The organism is Dysgonomonas sp. 520 (assembly GCF_010501095.1).
Classification (GTDB): domain Bacteria; phylum Bacteroidota; class Bacteroidia; order Bacteroidales; family Dysgonomonadaceae; genus QVMP01.
This window is the reverse complement of record NZ_QVMP01000005.1, coordinates 19,306-38,992: the sequence shown is the minus strand read 5'-3', so window position 1 is coordinate 38,992 and position 19,687 is coordinate 19,306. Positions and strand designations below refer to the sequence as shown.

Genomic DNA, 19,687 nt, shown 5'->3' with positions numbered 1-19,687 from the left:
TAGTGTTTTATTTTTCAGCTAAAATATGATATCCGATTCTGCAAAACAGACATTTTCTCCGTTCACAATATTCCCTTTTCAGTTGTATCACAGCCTGCGATTCTCCTGCGTTTCGTATTTGTATGCCTCCCGAAGCAAATTCTCTGACTATGGAGTTCGATTCTGCCTTTATTGTTTCGAGGAAAGCAAGCGCCCTCTCGCACAAGTCTTCATTAGCAACATATTTGCCATAAGAGAACAAGATCGGAACAATTGTATTGATGATCAGAACATCTAACGAGGCGTCTCCCACATATTTACTTTTTCTGGGAGATTCTTCTCCAAAGGTATAATGAGTTTGCCAATATTCCGACGCATTCTCATGAAGCATGAGGCGAATACGCCCCACATCAGTGCAACTGATTATTTTAGAGAACAATTTGTCTTCCTTATATAATAACGAAGCAAGTTGGGCAATTCGTATATGCGGTTGGCTTCCGGGGCGAATCCTCAATTTCCGGAACAAGTACGATTCTAACGGAACGAGGGAATATTTGTTTTTCAGCAGATGATATTCATTTTTCAGGCGGAGATAATATTCATCTTCAATGCCGTCTTTTTCGAGCATACCTGCTTGTCCGAGCAGCAATGCCTCTATTTGGCGGATATCGCTCCTTTGTTTCTGTATGTATTTGAGGGGAAGGCTCCGAGCCAGTTGTTCGAATGAATCTGAATTAAGTCCGAACCCGAAACTTCTGGTTAGCAGCACATAAAACACCTCATCCCACGAGTTGTCGTATTTGTTGAGCAATATTTGAATATCGTTCGATTTTCGCTCAAGCCGCTCCATCAGGAGGGTGTTGATCCAGCCACTCAAGTGTATCGACGGTATTGTTTGAATGTAGTTCTTGCAGGGAGTACTCACCTGGGCATACAGCAGATATTCTATATTGTCTTTTACATGCTTGGGATAAGTGATTTCGCACTGCAGCATTTCCTTTCCCGATTCTGTATATACTTTACAATCGGCTTTTTCTACAATGTGGAGAATAACAGAGTTGTAGTTCTTATTGGTGTTGTGAGTATGTTTGTTCCAATCGCTCGACTTCTGATGAATTTCGATATTACCTGCCCAGACTTGCCCCTCTATCTTGATCTTGGCATTGAAAAAGTCTGCCCCTTCATTTGTATTGTGCATGCCCACATCCAATACTTCCAACGGAATGCCATTAGTGGAGACGAGGTTTTTATCGAACAGGCGATGTTTCCATACATAATGTAACAAATCCTCCATATCGAGTATGTCTTAGTTTATAAAGTCAACTCCAAAATTACCATTTTAGAAACTAAAACGATAAGAAACTCCTACTATTTTTCCGTTATTTCTATGAATTTCAGTTGCGGAGAGATTTCATATTCATGATATTCGATACTTTCTTCATAGCCTTCGTCGGCATCCATAAACATGCGGCATTTTATTTTGTTTCCTTTTATCACGGAAGAAACATCGCAGGAGTAGTATGCCGGCACTTGTCCGACCCGTACAAAATCTACATAATTGCCATTCTTATCGTAGCTGATAAGATATTCCGTAATCATGTGGTCTTTCTGGATAACAAAGATGGTTTCTATTTTTCCTGCTTCACCGTCATAAATCCTGTTACCTTTTACTATTTCTCCGGTTTCTACCTTCAATGAGAAAGATTCATTCTTGATACTATCTATTTTCAGCTGCAGTCTATCTTCGTCAGATATACGAGGACTGTTCTGAAACTTCTCGTAGTAGAAGTTATATCTGTTCTCCATCCCGACTTTAATTTCTTCAATATCGACAATTACCGGAGCCTCAACAGCAAGTTCGTCGGTTTCGGTTTTCACATCCGAGCTGTGAGTTTCCGTGCTGTTATTGTCGGACGTTTTATTTCCGCAACCCGACAAACAAAAAAGAACTATGAATAACAAGTAAAAATATTTCATGGGAAATAGAGTTTGTATTTTTGCGGTTTGTTTAAGGCTCTTAGATTCTGCCAAATTCAAGTATGGCCGAACCATCTTTCATTAACTGGAACGTGTTGTCTCCCACAAAGTTGATCAAAGTTGTATCTGCCAGAACATTGATGTAGGCCTGTTCGTTTTCCATGTAAGGACACTCTTCAATTAGCGACGGGTTGGCAATATCTTTCTGTTCGTGCACAAAGGATAGTTCAGGACTTAATATAATCAATGTGTCACCAAACGCCCTGAATTGAGAATGATAGTGGTTACATCCTGCAAAACCCGTAACCCGGTTTGTTTTAAAATCGAAGTTCAGTGTTGGAGTTTCTTCAACAAAAACGATAGAAGCATCTGCCCCGTTCAGCTTTTCAAGAGTCCAGCCACCCGACAGCAAGGCTTGCAGTTCGTTGTCTCTCGAAAAGGAAGTTTTACGCATCGACTGATCTCCTTTTGTGAAGACCAGAACTACTTTATCTTTGCATGTGAATATCAACTCTTCACCTTCTACCGACAGGGTATTCTCATTTATCAGATTCTGCAAAAAGTCTTTTTCGGCATTCGGTTCGAGGCACATTTTTTCGGTATTCACCATATTGGAAATACTCAGCGTATTGTTTTCCAGTTTGAACCTTCCATGATAGCTATTGCAGCTGCATGATCCGAAAACATTGCCATCGGAAAAATCGAATTCGATAGTAGGTATTGCTCCTTGAAAAAGTTCATTGGCATCCTTTTCGTTTATAGATTTCAATACCCAATATCCATTCAACTCTTCCGGAGTCAAGTGGACTTTGTTGCTACAACTATTGAGAAACAACCCTACAAAACACAGTAACATGAAAGAAACAGAAAGTTTCTTTCTACCTTTTACGCCAATCTTTTCCATCTCTTGATATATCAATTTAGTTACGGATTACGAAGCAGACAATTTGCAGGTTTAGCTGTGCAAACACACTCGCTTACCTGCAGTTGCCCGAAACACGAAGTAACATGTAACTATGTAAGTAATTATTTAATCAAGTTTCTCGACTTGTCGCCCAAATATCCGCCATGATGCCGCACAGCATAATCGGAAGGTTTGAAGCCTATTTTTTTCATTGTGTTCACAACCAACAAATCGCCGATAACAGTCATCATTGTGGTCGAAGTGGTTGGAGTAAGCCCTAATGCACACACTTCATCAGGGTTTCCGGTCAGAAGACAAATATTGGCTTGCTTAGCTAAAGTGCTTTCACCATCACTCGTTATCACGATGAATTTGACATCAGGGTTCAGGTTTCTTGCCAAACTGAGCAATTCTATTATCTCCCTCGTTTTTCCCGAGTTGGAGATGACCAACATCAAGTCGTCCTCCTGCAAAACGCCCAAGTCGCCATGTTGCGCCTCGCTCGGATGCAAAAATATGGCTGATGTGCCTGTCGAGCTGAATGTTGTTGCAATGTTTTGTGCTATTTGTCCTGCTTTTCCCATACCGCTTGTCACAAGTTTACCTTTTCTCTTGTGTATATACTCAACAATCAGTTCGGTTGCCTGATTGTATGCGTCGGATATAGGGATATTCAGTATTGCTGCGGCTTCAGCCCGCAGAATATCTGTCATTTCTTGTTTTTCCATTTTTTCTGCTTGCAAGAACCCGCCCTAGTTCGTTTTAAATTTGTAGCTAACCTTTGTCAGGTCTTCGTTTGCCTTTACGATTTTATCTTTCAGGCTTTCTTTGTATTTTGCCAGCTTTCCTTGCAAATCGCTATCGCTTATAGACATCATCTGCAATGAAAGTATGGCAGCGTTGAGTGCGCCATTTATTCCAACTGTGGCAACAGGTATTCCCGGAGGCATTTGCACTATTGCGAGCAAGGCATCCATGCCGTCCAAAGATGAGTCTATTGGCACTCCTATTACCGGCAAAGTGGTCATGGAAGCAATAACACCGGGAAGGTGTGCAGCCATGCCGGCGGCGGCAATTATAACTTTTATGCCCCTCGATTGGGCTCCTTTTGCAAAAAATTCAACTTCGGCGGGAGTCCTGTGTGCTGATAAAGCATTCATCTCGAAAGGAATCTCCATCTCGTCGAAAAACTTCGCGGCTTTTTCCATAACGGGCAGGTCTGACGTACTGCCCATTATTATACTTACAACTGGTTTCATCTAATATTTTATAATTTACATCCCGATCAATTTCTTGTATTCTTCGGCAGAAAGCAATTGATCTAACTCACCTGCATCGTCAACGGATATTTTTACGACCCATCCTTTATCGTAAGGCGATTCATTCACCAACTGGGGAGCATCTTCCAATTCGGGATTAACCTCCAATACAGTTCCCGCCACAGGCAGAAGCAAATCCGACACTGTTTTAACGGCTTCTATGCTACCGAACACTTCTCCTTTAGCCAAGGCCTCACCTTCGGTGGTTATGTCAACATAAACAATTTCACCTAACTCACGTTGAGCGTATTCCGTAATGCCAACATAAGCTGTTTCTCCTTCAAGACGAATCCACTCGTGATCGTTTGAATACTTTAAATTTTCGGGAAAATTCATGATCTTATATTTTATAAATTAACAGTCAAATATACATAATATTCTGAATACTCAACCAAACTACGAAATAAGAAGCGACAAATCCTATCACAAATCCTACATGTACCTGTGCCGAAGAGCGTTGCACCAGATACAAACGGGATGTGCCAAGGCATCCGGCCAAAATGAACATCAGCATGAACAGGGGAAACGGGTTTGATTTGAATACCAGATAGCTGATTGCCATTGTGATACCTGTCACGGCTCCTATACCCAGCATGTGTGCGCTGATTTTCCAGAATGCGTTTATTATAGCGCCCAATATCAGAACAAGAATGGGTGCCGACAACATTCCGATGAACCACGAATGAAAGTTCGAATCGTAGAAGTAATACACCATACTCATGTTCGAAAAGCAAGAGAGCCCGTATGGCAGGAAACGGTCTTTTTTGTCAGTGAGGTTTATGTCCTTCACCACGCCAAAACTTTTCAATACAAAAACGAAAAGCGAAGGAAGCACTAAGGTGAATATGGCTATTATCCCTACAATTTGCCAAACAAAACCTTTATATATGTAAAAGAAATTGGTGTATGCCGATAACAACAAGACTCCATAAACAGGCATCAGAAAAGGATTCAAAACAATAGAAAATAGTTTTGCTAAAAATTTTGCCAGTTTGCCGGAGTTTCTATTCTCTGATCTGTCGGATTGGGGCGTAACTACGCTGTTGGCAGATGACAAAAGGTCTGTTATATCGTCTACATTCATTTATTTGTCTGTTTTCAAATTTCTTTTCTTAGTCGGGCAACGCGAATGTCCAGTTGTTCCCTGTATTTGGCTACTGTTCGCCGTGCTATCAGATAACCTTTTTCTTTCATCACATCTGTCAATTCGCTGTCGGTAAGAGGCTTTCTTTTATCTTCGTTCTCAATCAACTCTTTCAGAACGGCTTTTATCTGACGAGATGATATATCCTCTCCTTCTTCATTTTTCATCGATTCGGAGAAAAAATATTTCAACGGATATACTCCGAAATTGGTCTGCACATATTTACTGTTGCTCACACGCGAAACGGTCGAAATATCATACCCTGAGCGTTCTGCCACATCTTTCAATATCATCGGGCGCAGGCGTGTTTCGTCTCCTGTCAGGAAAAAATCGTATTGAATTTCTACAATCGCCTCCATTGTTCGTTGAAGTGTTTCCTGGCGTTGCCTGATTGCTTCGATAAACCAACGGGCCGAGTCTAACTTCTGCTTAACGAACAAAACGGCGTTTTTGGTATCGGAAGATACACTCTTTTTATTTTCGGTATACCCCTGAAGCATATCGGCATATTCGCGACTGACCTTCAGTTCGGGTATATTACGATTATTCATCGACAAAATGACCTCTCCGTTCGATGTTTCCACGATAAAGTCCGGAATCACGGTACTGGTAGCTTGGGCAAAAGAATCTTCCCAAACGTTTCCGGGTTTGGGGTTCAGTGTTGTGATCAGGTGGATGATATTTTTCATCATCTCATCATCTATTGCCAGGCTTTTTTGTATTTTATCGAAATGCCTTTTCGAAAACTCATCGAAATGATTAGTCAATATTTTGGTTGCCAGTTGCACTTCCTGAGTCTGGCTCATTCGTCTCAATTGAAGCAAAAGACATTCTTGCAAATTTCGGGCGGCTATTCCCGCCGGTTCAAATTGCTGGATGATATGAAGCACCTCTTCCAGCTGCGGAACAGTTGCGTCTATATTTTGCTGAAACAGAAGATCGTCCGATATGGCACTCAGCTCCCTGTCCAGATACCCTTTTTCGTCTATACTGCCAATAATGTATTCGGCTATTGTTTCTTTTTCGGGGTCAAGATCAGACAAATGAAGCTGGTCGATAAGCGATTCGTTCAGCGATTCGGCTATCGAAAACGGAATATCCACTATGCGGTCATCAGCCGAACGGTTGTTGCTCGACAATCTGTAATCGGGAATTTCTTCTTCGTTCAGGTAATCACCCAATGTGATATCTTCTTCCGAAATACTTCCTCCATCTTCGTCAAAAGAATCTATTTCATCCGACTGGCTGTCATCATCCCGCCCTTCTTCCAAAGCCGGATTTTCTTCCAGTTCCTGTTTGATGCGATCTTCAAACTCCAAATAAGGAAGTTCTGTCAGCTTTATCACCTGCATTTGCAGAGGCGACAGTTTTTGTTGTTGTTTGAGTTGCAATTGCTGTTTCAGAGCCATATAAATTCGAATCAATTTTTACAGGTTACACAAAGGTAATAATAGTTTGCGAATGTATAATTAAGAATGATAAAGTTTGCACTTGTAACAAATCATCCATAAATTTGTTTCATTGACAAATAATGATGCCAAATATGCGTAAACTTTTAATATCCTTTCTTTTGTTTTTCTTGTTTTCCACCTCCAATCTGACAGGGCAGGAATACAAGTTCCGACTTTTTTTGTCGGATAAGGGAGCCTCGTCTTATAATGTAAACAATCCGGAAGCCTTTTTGTCGCAACGGGCTATAAAAAGAAGACAAAAGCAAAACATCAACATTGATGAAACAGATTTGCCCATTTCGGAAGATTACATCCGCCAAATAACAGATTTAGGCTGCATAGTCGTGGCTAAAAGCAAATGGCTGAAAACCGTGGTTGTACATTGCCCCGACTCGGCTTTGGTCGAAGGCCTGAAAGCACTTCCTTTTGTTGATGATGCCAAAATCGTTTGGGCGGGAGATTTGACCAAAATACGCTACAAAGCAGAATTTCGCAGAAAACGCAAAAAATCTGATATCCCCATCACTCCATACGGGCAAGGACATGCACAAATCGCATTGAACAATGGGATTGAATTGCATAATGCAGGATACAAAGGGAAAGGGATGCACATAGCCGTGATTGATGCCGGATTTTCGGGTTTCAAATCAATCTCCCATTTCAATAATGTAGATACCCTTGGCAGCCGAGACTTTGTATACAAGGGTATGAATATGTTCGATAGCAGCAATCACGGAACACACGTTCTGTCGTGTATGGCGGCAAACACAGAGTTTGAGTTTGTCGGCACGGCTCCGCAGGCCAGCTATTGGCTTCTGAAAACGGAAGATTCTGCATCAGAGTTTCCTGTCGAGGAAGATTACTGGGTGGCTGCAGCCGAATTTGCCGATAGTGTAGGGGTCGACCTGATCAACACATCGCTTGGCTATTCTCGTTTCGATGCTCCTGCCGTAAGCTATACCTATGCCGACATGGACGGAGAAAAGGCATTTATCAGCAGAGGGGCAACAATGGCTGCAAGCAAAGGTATAATGCTTGTTGGAAGTGCCGGAAATGAAGGAAATAAAAGTTTTGGAAAAATTACCGCTCCGGGCGACGCCAGGAATGTATTGACAGTCGGAGCCGTGAAAAAAGATTCTATACATAGCAATTTTTCGTCTCTCGGACTATCTTTCGACGGGCGCATCAAACCGGATGTGATGGCAATGGGAACTGCTACCACCGTAATCGATTCTTATGGTGATATTATCCAATCGAACGGAACTTCTTATTCTTCTCCTGTTATGTGTGGAATGGTTGCTTGTTTGTGGGAGGCATATCCTAAGTTGACAAACACACAACTGATTGATGTGCTTCAACGGTCTTCCGACAGGTATAACAAACCCGATTCCATCTATGGTTACGGCATACCCGACATGAAAAAGGCTATGGAATTGGCTGCCGAATATTACTCACACGTAGACGATGAAATCCTGACCGAAAAAGATCGTAATTTTGTTTATCGTGCCGATAGCGGGCAAGTATTCATTCGAGTTAAAAACCCGGCCGATAAAAAAACTTACACGGTAACTATAACCAATCTTCGGGGACAAATTCTTCGAGCAGGGACTTTCTCCGGCGAAAAAGCCTTCGATCTGAAATCGACACGCAGAGATGTCTATATCATCAACATCAGGGGGAAGAAAGTAAATGAATCAGTTACATTAATTTTTTAATAATGGATAGTGGTCGGGCAATATCGCTCTATGAGTTGAACAACCGGGTTAGGGGTGTTTTAAAGGATGGGCTGCCTCCTTATTTTTGGATAGTTGCTGAAACGAGCGATGTCCGTGAAAATCAAAACGGACATTGTTATCTTGAATTTATAGAAAAAGACAGTTCCAACCGGAATATAATAGCCAAGTCGAGAGCCAGCATTTGGGCGAATAATTATAAATTATTGAAAGCCTTTTTTGAACACGAAACAGGACAGCGATTTGTTTCGGGTTTGAAAGTTATGGTGCAGGTGAGTGTAGAGTTTCACGAACTTTACGGATATAGTTTGAATGTTCAGAACATCGACCCAAGTTATACGCTTGGCGATCAGGCACGAAACCGTGCATTAATAATTCAGCAACTGCAAGAAGATGGAGTCTTGTATCTGAACAAGGAACTTGAGTTGCCCGAACTGTTGAACAAGATTGCTATAATTTCGTCACCTACGGCGGCAGGCTATGAAGATTTTTGTAATCAGATAGAGAATAATCCACAAGGGTATGTTTTTTATACCAAACTTTTCCCTGCTGTGATGCAGGGCGAAAGGACCGAAAACTCCATTATTGACGCATTGGAGCGGATATATCAATATCAGGATTTTTTTGATGCGGTGGTTATTATTCGGGGAGGAGGTGCTACCTCAGAACTTAGCTATTTCGATTCTTACCTTTTGGCGGCAAGTTGTGCGCAGTTCCCGCTGCCTATTATAACGGGGATCGGGCACGAACGGGATGATACCGTATTGGACGTTGTTGCCCATACCAGAGCCAAAACACCGACGGCTGTAGCCGAATTTCTTATCACCAAAATGGATGAAACGGCCGACGAGTTGCTGTATCTGCAACAAGAGATAATGAGCCTTGTTTCTCAAAGAATTGTAGATGAATATGCTTATCTGAATGGTGTGGCTACTCACTTATCGTATCAGTTGAAAGAAAAAATAAAGGATAAACTAAATTCGGTCGATTCAATTTCGGAAAGATTGAAACATGCGACAAACAGCCTGATAAAAGAAAAGAAACATTATCTGGAAATCAAGGAACAACACCTTAAACTTATTTCGCCCGAAAATATTCTAAAAAAAGGTTATACCCTGACGTTAAAAGACAACAAGATAGTAAAACATGCTGAAGAGTTGAAAGCGGGAGATACCATAACAACAATGTTTGCCGATGGACGGAAAGGCTCGGTGGTGAAATAGGTTTTCCGGTCATTCTATTTCTTTCGCCATTTCGTCAAGAGGATTCCAGAAGATGGTTTTCCAGTTTTTTATACGGTCGTTTACGACTGCAACACCCTCTGCCTCCAGCAATTCCGGCATTTCCCCGGCATTTCCGAAAGCAGCCTTAGCCGAAAGTGCACCTTGGCTGTTCACCACCCGATGAGCAGGGATGCCAGTCTTTGTCGAATCACATTCGCCCATCACCCGCCCTACCATTCTCGAAAGGTGCGGATAACCGATAGCCCTCGCTATTGCTCCGTAACTGCTGGCTCTACCTTCGGGAATCGTTTTCACTATATCGTAAATGGCACATCGAAATGCGTCCTTATCAACAACCTTGTCTTTCTTCATTTTGCAAAAATACCGAAAAACTTAATAAAAACATCCTCAGACCCTCTTTCTGATTTGCCTTGGCGATGCACCGAGTTCCCTGCTGAAAACAGGAAAAATAGAATGTAGTATTTCGCTATTTTGCACAGCCAAGGGTGAATATACTGATTTTTGATTCGGGAATCTGCAATATTGTTTTTGCACATTCTTCTAAGGTTGCGCCGGTGGTTAGCAAATCGTCAACCAGAAGAAAATGTTTTCCAACGAGGCCTGCTGTCTCTTTCAGGGAAAAGATTCCGGAGACGTTTTCAATCCTTTCGGTCTTCGATTTTGATGTTTGTGATTTGTTATTTACAATTCTTTCAATCGCCTGATCATTAATTGGAATCCCAGTTTGAGAGGATAACCCCTGCGAAAGCAGAAAACTCTGGTTATATCCCCGTTTTCGTTCTCTTTTAGGATGAAGGGGTACGGGGACGATATAGTCTATTGTTTTCAGGAACAGAGTGTTTTGCAAATCCTTTCCGCACAATTTACCTAGCCAAATGCCCAAATCAGGATTGCTTTTATATTTAAGTTCGTGGACAATAGGTTGCAACATGCCTCCTTTTTCAAAATATATGTGGGAGGCAATTCGGATGAAAGGGACTCTACCCGCCAAAAGTTGTTCTACGGAATTGTCGGCTTGTTTATAGAAGTTTGTCTTGGGTAGTTTTTCGAGGCAGTTGAGGCACAAGAACTTCTCTCCATCAGAAAGATACTTCTCGCAAGCCACACACATTGGAGGGAAAAACAGATTGAGCAAGCTATTAAAAATATTCTTCATCCGTGTTGCCTATTATTCCCGTTAAGGTTTTCAGGACTTGATCCATCGAAAAACCTCTGCTAAGAGCGAAGCGTATCAGTTTGGTTTTCCTCTCGTAGTCGTTTTGCGCTTTTATAGACTTGTTTTTGGTTTCGAGTATTTTTCTTAATGACTCGTCCAACTCAGACTCATCCAATTCGCCCAGACATTCGTTGATGATGTCGGCAGGAATTTTTTTCTTTCTAAGTTCAAACGATATTTTTGCTTTCCCCCATTTGTTGAAGCGAATTTTATCTTTCACAAAACTTTGAACAAATCGTCTTTCGTCCAGAAATTTCTCTTTCCTCAACCTTTCAATTATGCGTTGTTGCTCCTCCTCCGTCAACTCCCACCCCAAGAGCTTCTTGCGAACATCATATTCGCACCTCTCGGCTTTTGAGCAATAGGCTGCAACTCTGGCTAATGCGTTCGATTCGGTCAGTTTCATACGTATTTTTATTGTATTAAGGATGCGTGAACCATTCTGTCGTTTCCCGACAAGTCTTTCGATAAGGTGACATCGGAGAACCCTTTTTCTTTCAACATATCCATTGTTTCCTGACCTTTTAAATAATGAATCTCAAAATACAACTTCCCCGAAGGATTTAATAATTTTTTTGCCACATCTGCAATCCGTTCATAAAACATCAAGGCTTTATCGTCAGGAACAAATAATGCCAAATGAGGCTCATGGTCGAGTACGTTTTTGTCCATCCCCGATTTATCCGATTCGAGCACATAGGGCGGATTGCTGACAATTATATCGAATTTCTTGTCCGTTGGATAATCACCTAAAACGTCAACCCGATTGAAGTTGACATTCACCGTGTTCATTTTTGCATTCTCCTTGGCTACAATCAGAGCATCTTCCGACACATCCCATGCCGAGATATTCGCTTCGCTCATCAACTTGGCTAAAGACACGGCAATGCACCCGCTACCTGTTCCTATATCGAGAATGGAAAGGTTTTCGGCATTGTTTTGCCTGATAATTATTTCCACAAGTTCTTCTGTTTCGGGACGTGGTATCAGAACATTCTGATTTACGACGAAAGGTAGTCCGCAAAACTCGGTTCTACCCAGAATATACTGAATAGGCTCACTTTTTTTTAATCTACTCAGAATATCTTCAATTTTTGTAAACTCTTCGCTTGTAATTTTCCTATTTTTGTCCGATAGAATTGCGTGATAAGGAATATTCAGTATATCTTCGATCACGATACGGGTTACCCCGTTGATCTCGGATTCCGGATAAAATTCGGAGAGAGTTTTTTTTATGTAATTGATAGTATTTGTCATAGAGAGCAAAATTACAAAAAAGTAAATGAATATCGACGAAAAATATATGCGGCGATGCCTGCAACTGGCATCGAAAGGCAGGGGATATGTTAGTCCCAATCCTATGGTGGGAGCAGTCATTGTTCACGACGGAAAGATTATAGGCGAAGGATATCATCGCAAATACGGCGAACCTCATGCCGAAGTGAATGCCGTGAACAGTGTCAAGAGAAAGGATTTGCTGACAGAATCGGTGATGTATGTCTCTTTGGAGCCTTGTTCTCATTATGGGAAGACGCCACCTTGTGCAAAACTCATTATCGACATGCAAATACCCAAGGTAGTGATTGCCGTTACAGACCCTTTTCCTCAGGTTGACGGTGGCGGCATAAAAATGCTTGTGGATGCCGGAGTAGAGGTTGTGATTGGTGTTCTGGAACAAGAATCGAAAGAACTGAATAAAGAGTTTTTTTCACGGCAGGTCAGGCAGCGACCTTATATCTACCTGAAATGGGCACAAAGCCGGGATGGCTTTATAGACAAGATAAGGCAAGACGATGAACCCCGAATACCTACCCCTATATCAAACAGCTTCACTAAAATGCTGGTACATAAGAAGCGGGCAGAAATGTCTGCCATAATGATCGGGACAAATACCGCATTAAATGATAATCCGTCGTTGACAACAAGGCTCTGGTATGGAAAAAATCCGGTCAGGGTTGTTCTCGATCGCAATTTGAAGATTCCCGAAACCAATAATATTTACGACAATTCGGCGCAAACTCTGATTTTTACCGAATCGGTAGATAAAATAACAGAAAAGAAGAATACCACACTTATACCTGTCGTGTTCGATGACAGCCTGCTTCCGAACCTGTTGTCTGCGTTAAATAATTATAAAATAGATTCTCTGTTGGTAGAGGGTGGCAGGCAGGTTTTGGAAAGTTTTATCGTTTGCGGCTTGTGGGATGAGGCTTTTGTTGAAATTGCCGAACTTTATTTTAAACAAGGGATTTCCGCACCGGACATAAATGGCAGCGTTATCTCCGACGAAACGCAATATGGCGCAAGATTGATACATCTAAGGAACTTTGAAAACCATAATTTTTTATAAATCTCCGTTTATTTCGACATTTAGTTGAAAATCTTTCTAATTTTGCAACTTGATGACGTAAAATAAGTTGAAAAAAAATGAATGTTAAATACATCGTCCAATTACTGCTGACAACTCTTATAGCCATCTTTACCGTATCGTGTGGAGATGATAGTTCGGAAATTGTAATAGATACATTTTATCCGAAGGATGCGCAGATATACAGTTTTTCCCTCACTCAAAAAAACAACACAAGTATAGAAGACTCTCTTGCCAGAGCAAAAGATTCGACCGATTGTGTGCAATTGGGAAAAACAAACTTTGCAATAGACCAGAAAAGAAATCTTATATACAATCCCGGATCATTGCCTTATGCAATGGATTTCAGGACAATGAAGGTTGACCTGTCTGTAAATTCAACTTATGGTGCGGCGGCTATTATTGTAGAAACGCCCGACAGCACGTACAGATGGAATAGCAGCGACTCTATAAGTTTTGCAAAACTGCCGGTTTATATATCGATCAAGGCGGCGGCAGACACGACAGTCGTGAAAAGGTATGAAATTCAACTGAACAGATACCTGACAGATCCGGATAGTATTCATTGGAAAACGCAGGCATACATGCCACAGGCAGGCGAGCAGAAAACCCTGCTGAAAGGAGACACGTTCTACTCTTTGTCAAGAGGTGGGGCAGATGCTCTGTCTTTGTTCACCCTGCAAAAAGACGCATCAACGTGGGATGTTGCATCCGTAACAGGACTGCCCGATGAAGCCAAAACAAGTAATTTTACTCTTTACAACAATACATTTTACATTACCGACAAGTCCGGAGCATCTTATTCATCAAGTGATGGTAAGGATTGGTCTTCGTTGAGCAATGGCGAGAATGTGGTTACTATTTATGGCGTTTTACCGGGAGACAGTGCGGAAAATGATGTATTGCTGATGGTGGTTGCCGATGGTGAAGATTTTTATCTGGCCACATCAAAAGATTTGAAGTCGATAGAAAGAGGACAGAAACTAACATTCGGAAGTTATTCGGTTCCCGACTTTCCATTGAGTGGTTTTGCATCAACAAGCATTTTCAGCAGAGATAAGAGAACCAACAAAATGGTTGTTTACGGAGGCTTTAACATGAAGAATGAGATAATGTCTTCTACATGGCAAATAATGAACACCGCATCAGGCATAGAGATGACAGTGTATAAAGGTTTTTCCCTATTGACTCGGGAAAATTTATCATTGGCTTATTACAACGACAAATTGTACCTGCTTTCGAACAGAAAATTCTATACAAGTTCCGATTGGGGTAACAACTGGGAAGAGGCATCAGATAAACAAAATTTGCCAACAGCAGCGATAGGAGTAAATGATCGGTCGCTGATTGTAGACGAATCGAACTATATGTGGATTTTCGGAGGAAAATCTTCAAGCGGAATATATACGGAACAGGTTTGGAAAGGAAAGTTGAATATACTGGACCTCAATTAATTTTATGAAAGAATATCACGTATCTGTAATACTTTTTTGGTAATGTATTACGTTTAAAGAGAATAGACAACACAAAAAAGAATGAAAAAAATCAGATTCATATTCATGTTTTTCATTGTTGGCGGAATATTCTCTTCAAATACGATTCTTGCACAAGAGTATAAATATGAGATAGGAGGAATGGCAGGAACTTCGTTTTATATGGGCGATGCCAATAAAACAAAATTGTTCCAAAATCCCGGATTCGCAGCCGGAGCCGTTTTCCGTTACAATAAAAATTTCAGGTGGGCTTTCAAAGGCGATTTGCTGATGGGACGGGTATCCGGAGATACTGAAAAATCGGGAAATGTATTTCCCCACGGACAAAATGTTTCTTTCAGCAGAACATTTTTTGAGCTGGGAGGACAAATCGAGTATAATTTTTTCAATTATAGCGATAAGTATGAATTTCTGGGAACAAAAAAAATGTCGCCTTATCTCTTCACCGGATTGGGTTTGACGTTGGCTCCCGGCGATGAATTTTTCGGAGCCTTGAATATTCCTTTGGGATTGGGACTGAAATATAAATGGAAAGACAGGCTGAATGTCGGTTTTGAATTGTCAGTCAGAAAACTGTTCGGAGATTCTTTCGATAGTCCGAAAAAAGATGGCTTGAGCCTGAACGACCCTTACAATATTGAAAGTAGTTTCTTTAAAAACAAAGATTGGTATTGCCTGGCTATGTTTTCTGTAACATGGGATTTTGGCTTGAGAACAAGGTCGTGCCTGAACATAGATTAGATATAATAAAAACAATAAGAAGATGTCTTTATTGGATAAAATAAACAGAGAATCGTTGCCCCAGCATGTTGCTATCATTATGGATGGAAACGGGCGTTGGGCTAAACAGCAAGGCAAGGAAAGGTTTGAAGGGCATGCTGCGGGAGTAAGCTCGGTGAGGCTTATTGTTGAGGCGGCTACGGAACTTAAAATTTCTCACCTCACAATGTATACTTTCTCTACCGAAAACTGGAACAGGCCGGAGGAAGAGATAAAAGCATTGATGTCTTTGCTTGTACAGGCAATAGCGAAAGAAACTGCCGATTTGATAAAGAACAATGTTCGTTTGAAAACAATCGGCGACTTGTCCCGATTGCCGGATGAAGCAAGAAAAGTGTTGGAACAATGTATCGAAGACACTTCCGCCTCAACAGGGGTTACGCTCGTTTTGGCATTAAGCTACTCGGCACGTTGGGAAATAACGGAAGCCGCCAAGAAAATATCAAGCCGGGTATTGGCTAACGAATTACAGATAGGCGATATTACGGAAAAAACTATTTCGGATAATTTATCCACGGCAGGGATTCCCGACCCCGATTTGTTAATACGCACGGGAGGAGAATGCCGTATCAGCAACTACCTGTTGTGGCAGGTGGCATACTCAGAACTGTATTTTACAGATACCTTGTGGCCCGACTTTGGCAAAGAAGAGCTGTATGCGGCTATATTGGACTATCAGAACAGGGAACGCCGTTTTGGAAAAACAAGTGAACAGGTAAAAAAATAGGAAAAAACAAGAAATAAAAAGGTCTAATCAGCCTGACCTAAAAATCACGATATGCGCAGAAAAATTTTTACTGTATTTCTTTTTTTAATTTGTACGTTTCAGACATTGTTATTTGCTCAATCGGACACAACGACAAACAAAACTGATGTAGTTGTGGCAACGCAAGGAGACACACAAGACCCGCCTCCTGTTATCTCTTACTCGGTTGCTGCACGAAAATGCGAAATAGCTGATATAAAGATATCAGGACTTGTAAATTCTATGTATGAGGACTTTGTTCTTGTTGGTTTTTCCGGACTGTCGGTCGGACAGATGATCGAGGTTCCGGGTAGTGACATCACCAATGCCGTGAAACGGTTCTGGAAACAAGGACTTTTTTCGGATGTGGCTATTGCCGTTACAAAACTGGAAGGAAATAAGGTTTGGCTCGAAATCAGACTGAAAGACCGTCCCCGTATTACGGACATCAACTACTACGGGATGAAAAACAGCGAACGTAAAGATATTGAGGCCCGTATCGGATTCATCAGAGGTAATCAGATCACACCCAACCAATTGGACAGGGCAAAGGATTTGATAAAAAAATACTACGATGAAAAAGGGTTTAACGATGCATTGGTCGACATTACACAAACAGACGATTTGTCGAAAGAAAACCATGTATACCTGAACATAAATGTCAACAAGAAAACAAAGATCAAAGTACACGATATCATTATAGAAGGAAATGAACTTGTTTCTGCATCAACACTGGAGCGGTCTATGAAGAAAACCCGCCACAAATCGAACTTCAAGTCGTTTTTCAGAAACTTCCTTCGATCGACCAACTATGTACCCGAAAGTTACGAAGAAGACAAGGAAAACCTGATTAAAAAATACAATGAATTGGGTTATCGTGATGCACAGATACTTGAAGACACGGTTACCAAATACAACGATAAAAAAGTAGATATCCATATTAAGGTAGAAGAAGGACAAAAGTACTTTATTCGCGATATAACATGGATTGGAAATACAGAGTATGCCACGGATGTATTGCAGGCTCAGTTGGCAATTAAGCCGGGCGATGTTTACAATCAATCGAAAATCTCTCAGAGATTGACCGAAGATGAAGATGCCGTAGGTAACCTGTTCTACTACAACAAAGGTTATGTCTTCTACCATGCCGATCCGGTGGAAGCCAATATAGAAAAAGACTCGGTAGACTTGGAAATACGTATTACGGAAGGTCCTCAGGCGAAAATCAGGAAAGTGACCATCAGCGGAAACGACCGTCTGTATGAAGATGTGGTTCGTCGCGAATTGAGGACAAAACCCGGAGCATTGTTCAGCCGTGAAGATTTGATGAGGTCGTATCGGGAAATTGCTCAGATGGGACATTTCGACCCCGAAAACATCAAGCCCAACCCTGTGCCCGATCCTGAAACAGGAACAATTGATATAGGCTGGGATTTGGCATCGAAAGCCAACGACCAGGTCGAATTTTCGGCAGGATGGGGACAAACGGGTATCATTGGTAAGTTGAGCCTTAAATTCTCAAACTTCTCTTTGAAAAACCTGTTCAACAAGGGATCTTACAAAGGATTCCTGCCTCAAGGTGAAGGACAAACATTGACTTTGAGTGCGCAGACTAATGCCGACTACTATCAATCGTACTCCATATCGTTTATGGACCCGTGGTTTGGAGGCAAAAGGCCAAACTCTTTGTCGGTAGGAGCATATTACTCTGTGATGACAGGTGTCAACTACGACTATTATAACAACAGCCTTTACAATTCGCTTTATGGTTACGGTTACGGCTATGGAAACGATAACGCATACCAAAGTTCGTTAGACCCAGACAAATCGATGAAAACTTTAGGACTTTCGGTTGCATACGGAAAACGTTTGAAATGGCCGGATGACTATTTCTACGCTCAGGCCGAGCTGTCGTATCAAAGATACTCGATGAAAAACTGGACTTACCAGACACTTATCAGAGACGGGGTGTCGAACAACCTAAGTATAAACCTGACTTTGGCTCGTAACTCGACAGATAATCCGGTGTTTACACGTACAGGGTCGCAGTTTACTTTGACAGCGCAATTAACTCCGCCATTCTCGCTGCTCGATGGTAAAGATTACGCAAATATGCCAAAAGACGAGGAGGGATATGAAACTGAAAAGAAATTCAAATGGGTTGAATATCATAAATGGAAATTTAAGGCAAAAACATTTACGTCTTTAGTTCCATCTATTACTAAAACTCCTGTATTGATGACCCGTACCGAGTTTGGTATGGTAGGATACTACAACAAACACAAAAAATCTCCGTTCGAGACTTTCTATGTGGGAGGGGATGGTATGACAGGATCTTATTCAAGTTATGCTACCGAGACTGTTGCATTGCGTGGTTACGAGAACGGTTCGTTGGGTTATCAGGCCAGTGCTTATGCCCGTCTGGGACTGGAACTGAGATATCCTATTATTCTTGAGCCAACATCCACAATCTATATATTGTCTTTCCTTGAAGCCGGAAATGCGTGGAGCGACATCAACAAGATCAATCCGTTCGACCTGAAACGTTCGGCCGGAGTGGGAGTCAGAGTTATGCTGCCGATGATCGGATTGTTGGGTATAGACTGGGCCTATGGTTTCGACGCACTTCAAATGGGTTCCGGAAAAAGTCGGGAATATAGCGGTAGCCAGCTACACTTTATCATTGGACAAGAATTTTAAGAAAAAAGGGAAGATTAACATTATTTATCAGATGTGGAGTAAACTAAAAGCCGTATTTTTACATCTAATAGACATGTGGTGTTATATTTGAATTTTTGAAATTAAAAACAAGATTAATATGAAAAAGCTAACCCTAATATTCGGTTTATTGATCGCATTCACCTTAAGCGCAAATGCTCAGAAATTTGCCCTTATCGACATGGAATATATCCTTAAAAATATAGCCAGTTACGAAACTGCGAACGAACAAATAGAATCTTTATCGAAAAGATGGCAGTCGGAAATAGACAAGTCTCGTCAGGAAATACAAAACCTATATAAGACATACCAATCCGAATCTGTGTTTTTGTCTGCCGACCAGAAGAAAAAGAAAGAAGACGAAATTGTGGCAAAAGAAAAGGCGCTTCAGGAACTGAACAAAAAATATTTCGGACCCGAAGGCGAACTTTACAAACAGCGTGAAGCACTCATAAATCCGATACAGGACGACATCTACAATGCCGTGAAGGAAATATCCAATGCAAAAGGCTATCAGCTTGTGCTGGACAGGGCTTCGGCATCCAGTGTCATTTTTGCTTCGCCACGGATAGATATAAGCAATGAAGTTCTGGCTAAGCTAGGATATTCAAAATAA

General features: G+C 41.4%; 20 protein-coding genes. 8 read left to right on the top strand and 12 right to left on the bottom strand.

The features are described from left to right. Positions 1-7: 7 nt before the first annotated feature. From D0T56_RS03875 to rpoN, 8 genes are all read right to left on the bottom strand, one after another. A complete protein-coding gene (locus D0T56_RS03875) occupies positions 8-1,273 on the bottom strand; it encodes a DUF2851 family protein (RefSeq protein WP_163318822.1) in 1,266 nt (421 codons plus the stop codon). A gap of 74 nt (positions 1,274-1,347) precedes the next feature. After that, positions 1,348-1,956 (bottom strand): hypothetical protein, encoded by a 609-nt coding sequence (locus tag D0T56_RS03870; protein WP_163318821.1) that lies wholly within the window; start codon positions 1,954-1,956, stop codon positions 1,348-1,350. A 40-nt stretch (positions 1,957-1,996) separates the two neighbouring features. Further along, the gene (locus tag D0T56_RS03865) at positions 1,997-2,860 is read right to left on the bottom strand and encodes an META domain-containing protein (RefSeq protein ID WP_163318820.1); all 864 of its coding nucleotides are present in this window, start codon (positions 2,858-2,860) and stop codon (positions 1,997-1,999) included. Between the two features lie 122 nt (positions 2,861-2,982). Continuing rightward, positions 2,983-3,588: an SIS domain-containing protein gene (locus D0T56_RS03860; RefSeq protein WP_163318819.1), complete on the bottom strand. Its 606-nt coding sequence runs from the start codon at positions 3,586-3,588 to the stop codon at positions 2,983-2,985. A 24-nt stretch (positions 3,589-3,612) separates the two neighbouring features. Next, positions 3,613-4,119 carry a 5-(carboxyamino)imidazole ribonucleotide mutase gene (gene purE / locus D0T56_RS03855; RefSeq protein ID WP_163318818.1) on the bottom strand — a complete coding sequence of 169 codons (507 nt, stop codon included), beginning with the start codon at positions 4,117-4,119 and terminating at the stop codon, positions 3,613-3,615. 15 nt (positions 4,120-4,134) lie between these two features. Continuing rightward, complete coding sequence (gene gcvH, locus D0T56_RS03850; protein ID WP_163318817.1) at positions 4,135-4,515, bottom strand: glycine cleavage system protein GcvH; 381 nt, start codon at positions 4,513-4,515, stop codon at positions 4,135-4,137. Between the two features lie 25 nt (positions 4,516-4,540). After that, a complete protein-coding gene (locus D0T56_RS03845) occupies positions 4,541-5,263 on the bottom strand; it encodes a hypothetical protein (protein ID WP_163318816.1) in 723 nt (240 codons plus the stop codon). Between the two features lie 14 nt (positions 5,264-5,277). Next, the gene (gene rpoN / locus D0T56_RS03840; protein ID WP_163318815.1) at positions 5,278-6,732 is read right to left on the bottom strand and encodes an RNA polymerase factor sigma-54; all 1,455 of its coding nucleotides are present in this window, start codon (positions 6,730-6,732) and stop codon (positions 5,278-5,280) included. A gap of 134 nt (positions 6,733-6,866) precedes the next feature. Between rpoN and D0T56_RS03835 the strand changes: the two genes are divergently transcribed. Both D0T56_RS03835 and xseA read left to right on the top strand, forming a co-directional pair. Beyond that, a complete protein-coding gene (locus tag D0T56_RS03835) occupies positions 6,867-8,489 on the top strand; it encodes a S8 family serine peptidase (protein ID WP_163318814.1) in 1,623 nt (540 codons plus the stop codon). Positions 8,490-8,491: 2 nt separating this feature from the next. Then, positions 8,492-9,730: an exodeoxyribonuclease VII large subunit gene (gene xseA, locus D0T56_RS03830; protein ID WP_163318813.1), complete on the top strand. Its 1,239-nt coding sequence runs from the start codon at positions 8,492-8,494 to the stop codon at positions 9,728-9,730. A 9-nt stretch (positions 9,731-9,739) separates the two neighbouring features. Here the strand turns inward: xseA and D0T56_RS03825 are convergent, their stop codons facing one another. From D0T56_RS03825 to prmC, 4 genes are all read right to left on the bottom strand, one after another. Continuing rightward, positions 9,740-10,102, bottom strand: coding sequence for an MGMT family protein (locus D0T56_RS03825; protein ID WP_163318812.1), 363 nt, complete (start codon positions 10,100-10,102; stop codon positions 9,740-9,742). A gap of 115 nt (positions 10,103-10,217) precedes the next feature. Continuing rightward, positions 10,218-10,907 carry a ComF family protein gene (locus D0T56_RS03820; protein ID WP_163318811.1) on the bottom strand — a complete coding sequence of 230 codons (690 nt, stop codon included), beginning with the start codon at positions 10,905-10,907 and terminating at the stop codon, positions 10,218-10,220. Next, positions 10,891-11,373: a regulatory protein RecX gene (locus tag D0T56_RS03815; protein ID WP_163318810.1), complete on the bottom strand. Its 483-nt coding sequence runs from the start codon at positions 11,371-11,373 to the stop codon at positions 10,891-10,893. The genes D0T56_RS03820 and D0T56_RS03815 overlap by 17 nt, the downstream gene beginning before the upstream one ends. 8 nt (positions 11,374-11,381) lie before the next feature. Next, positions 11,382-12,224 (bottom strand): peptide chain release factor N(5)-glutamine methyltransferase, encoded by an 843-nt coding sequence (gene prmC / locus D0T56_RS03810; RefSeq protein WP_163318809.1) that lies wholly within the window; start codon positions 12,222-12,224, stop codon positions 11,382-11,384. A gap of 25 nt (positions 12,225-12,249) precedes the next feature. On the opposite strand from prmC, the gene ribD reads away from it, so the two are divergent. From ribD to D0T56_RS03780, 6 genes are all read left to right on the top strand, one after another. After that, positions 12,250-13,317, top strand: coding sequence for a bifunctional diaminohydroxyphosphoribosylaminopyrimidine deaminase/5-amino-6-(5-phosphoribosylamino)uracil reductase RibD (gene ribD / locus D0T56_RS03805; RefSeq protein WP_163318808.1), 1,068 nt, complete (start codon positions 12,250-12,252; stop codon positions 13,315-13,317). 77 nt (positions 13,318-13,394) lie between these two features. Next, positions 13,395-14,789 carry a DUF6242 domain-containing protein gene (locus tag D0T56_RS03800; RefSeq protein WP_163318807.1) on the top strand — a complete coding sequence of 465 codons (1,395 nt, stop codon included), beginning with the start codon at positions 13,395-13,397 and terminating at the stop codon, positions 14,787-14,789. Positions 14,790-14,870: 81 nt separating this feature from the next. Next, on the top strand, positions 14,871-15,569 hold the full coding sequence (locus D0T56_RS03795; RefSeq protein WP_163318806.1) for a DUF6089 family protein: 699 nt from the start codon (positions 14,871-14,873) through the stop codon (positions 15,567-15,569). 22 nt (positions 15,570-15,591) lie between these two features. After that, positions 15,592-16,335, top strand: a complete 744-nt coding sequence (locus D0T56_RS03790; RefSeq protein WP_163318805.1) for an isoprenyl transferase — start codon at positions 15,592-15,594, stop codon at positions 16,333-16,335. A gap of 51 nt (positions 16,336-16,386) precedes the next feature. Then, positions 16,387-19,053 carry an outer membrane protein assembly factor gene (locus D0T56_RS03785; RefSeq protein WP_163318804.1) on the top strand — a complete coding sequence of 889 codons (2,667 nt, stop codon included), beginning with the start codon at positions 16,387-16,389 and terminating at the stop codon, positions 19,051-19,053. A gap of 118 nt (positions 19,054-19,171) precedes the next feature. Continuing rightward, positions 19,172-19,687: an OmpH family outer membrane protein gene (locus D0T56_RS03780; protein WP_163318803.1), complete on the top strand. Its 516-nt coding sequence runs from the start codon at positions 19,172-19,174 to the stop codon at positions 19,685-19,687.

What these genes read in the sequence shown, in the direction of transcription:
- D0T56_RS03870 (WP_163318821.1), bottom strand. Translation starts at nt 1,956, where the DNA reads ATGAAATATTTTTACTTGTTATTCATAGTTCTTTTTTGTTTGTCGGGT.
- D0T56_RS03780 (WP_163318803.1), top strand. Translation starts at nt 19,172, where the DNA reads ATGAAAAAGCTAACCCTAATATTCGGTTTATTGATCGCATTCACCTTA.
- D0T56_RS03825 (WP_163318812.1), bottom strand. Translation starts at nt 10,102, where the DNA reads ATGAAGAAAGACAAGGTTGTTGATAAGGACGCATTTCGATGTGCCATT.
- prmC (WP_163318809.1), bottom strand. Translation starts at nt 12,224, where the DNA reads ATGACAAATACTATCAATTACATAAAAAAAACTCTCTCCGAATTTTAT.
- purE (WP_163318818.1), bottom strand. Translation starts at nt 4,119, where the DNA reads ATGAAACCAGTTGTAAGTATAATAATGGGCAGTACGTCAGACCTGCCC.
- D0T56_RS03795 (WP_163318806.1), top strand. Translation starts at nt 14,871, where the DNA reads ATGAAAAAAATCAGATTCATATTCATGTTTTTCATTGTTGGCGGAATA.
- xseA (WP_163318813.1), top strand. Translation starts at nt 8,492, where the DNA reads ATGGATAGTGGTCGGGCAATATCGCTCTATGAGTTGAACAACCGGGTT.
- D0T56_RS03875 (WP_163318822.1), bottom strand. Translation starts at nt 1,273, where the DNA reads ATGGAGGATTTGTTACATTATGTATGGAAACATCGCCTGTTCGATAAA.
- D0T56_RS03815 (WP_163318810.1), bottom strand. Translation starts at nt 11,373, where the DNA reads ATGAAACTGACCGAATCGAACGCATTAGCCAGAGTTGCAGCCTATTGC.
- rpoN (WP_163318815.1), bottom strand. Translation starts at nt 6,732, where the DNA reads ATGGCTCTGAAACAGCAATTGCAACTCAAACAACAACAAAAACTGTCG.
- D0T56_RS03835 (WP_163318814.1), top strand. Translation starts at nt 6,867, where the DNA reads ATGCGTAAACTTTTAATATCCTTTCTTTTGTTTTTCTTGTTTTCCACC.
- gcvH (WP_163318817.1), bottom strand. Translation starts at nt 4,515, where the DNA reads ATGAATTTTCCCGAAAATTTAAAGTATTCAAACGATCACGAGTGGATT.
- ribD (WP_163318808.1), top strand. Translation starts at nt 12,250, where the DNA reads ATGAATATCGACGAAAAATATATGCGGCGATGCCTGCAACTGGCATCG.
- D0T56_RS03845 (WP_163318816.1), bottom strand. Translation starts at nt 5,263, where the DNA reads ATGAATGTAGACGATATAACAGACCTTTTGTCATCTGCCAACAGCGTA.
- D0T56_RS03790 (WP_163318805.1), top strand. Translation starts at nt 15,592, where the DNA reads ATGTCTTTATTGGATAAAATAAACAGAGAATCGTTGCCCCAGCATGTT.
- D0T56_RS03865 (WP_163318820.1), bottom strand. Translation starts at nt 2,860, where the DNA reads ATGGAAAAGATTGGCGTAAAAGGTAGAAAGAAACTTTCTGTTTCTTTC.
- D0T56_RS03785 (WP_163318804.1), top strand. Translation starts at nt 16,387, where the DNA reads ATGCGCAGAAAAATTTTTACTGTATTTCTTTTTTTAATTTGTACGTTT.
- D0T56_RS03820 (WP_163318811.1), bottom strand. Translation starts at nt 10,907, where the DNA reads ATGAAGAATATTTTTAATAGCTTGCTCAATCTGTTTTTCCCTCCAATG.
- D0T56_RS03860 (WP_163318819.1), bottom strand. Translation starts at nt 3,588, where the DNA reads ATGGAAAAACAAGAAATGACAGATATTCTGCGGGCTGAAGCCGCAGCA.
- D0T56_RS03800 (WP_163318807.1), top strand. Translation starts at nt 13,395, where the DNA reads ATGAATGTTAAATACATCGTCCAATTACTGCTGACAACTCTTATAGCC.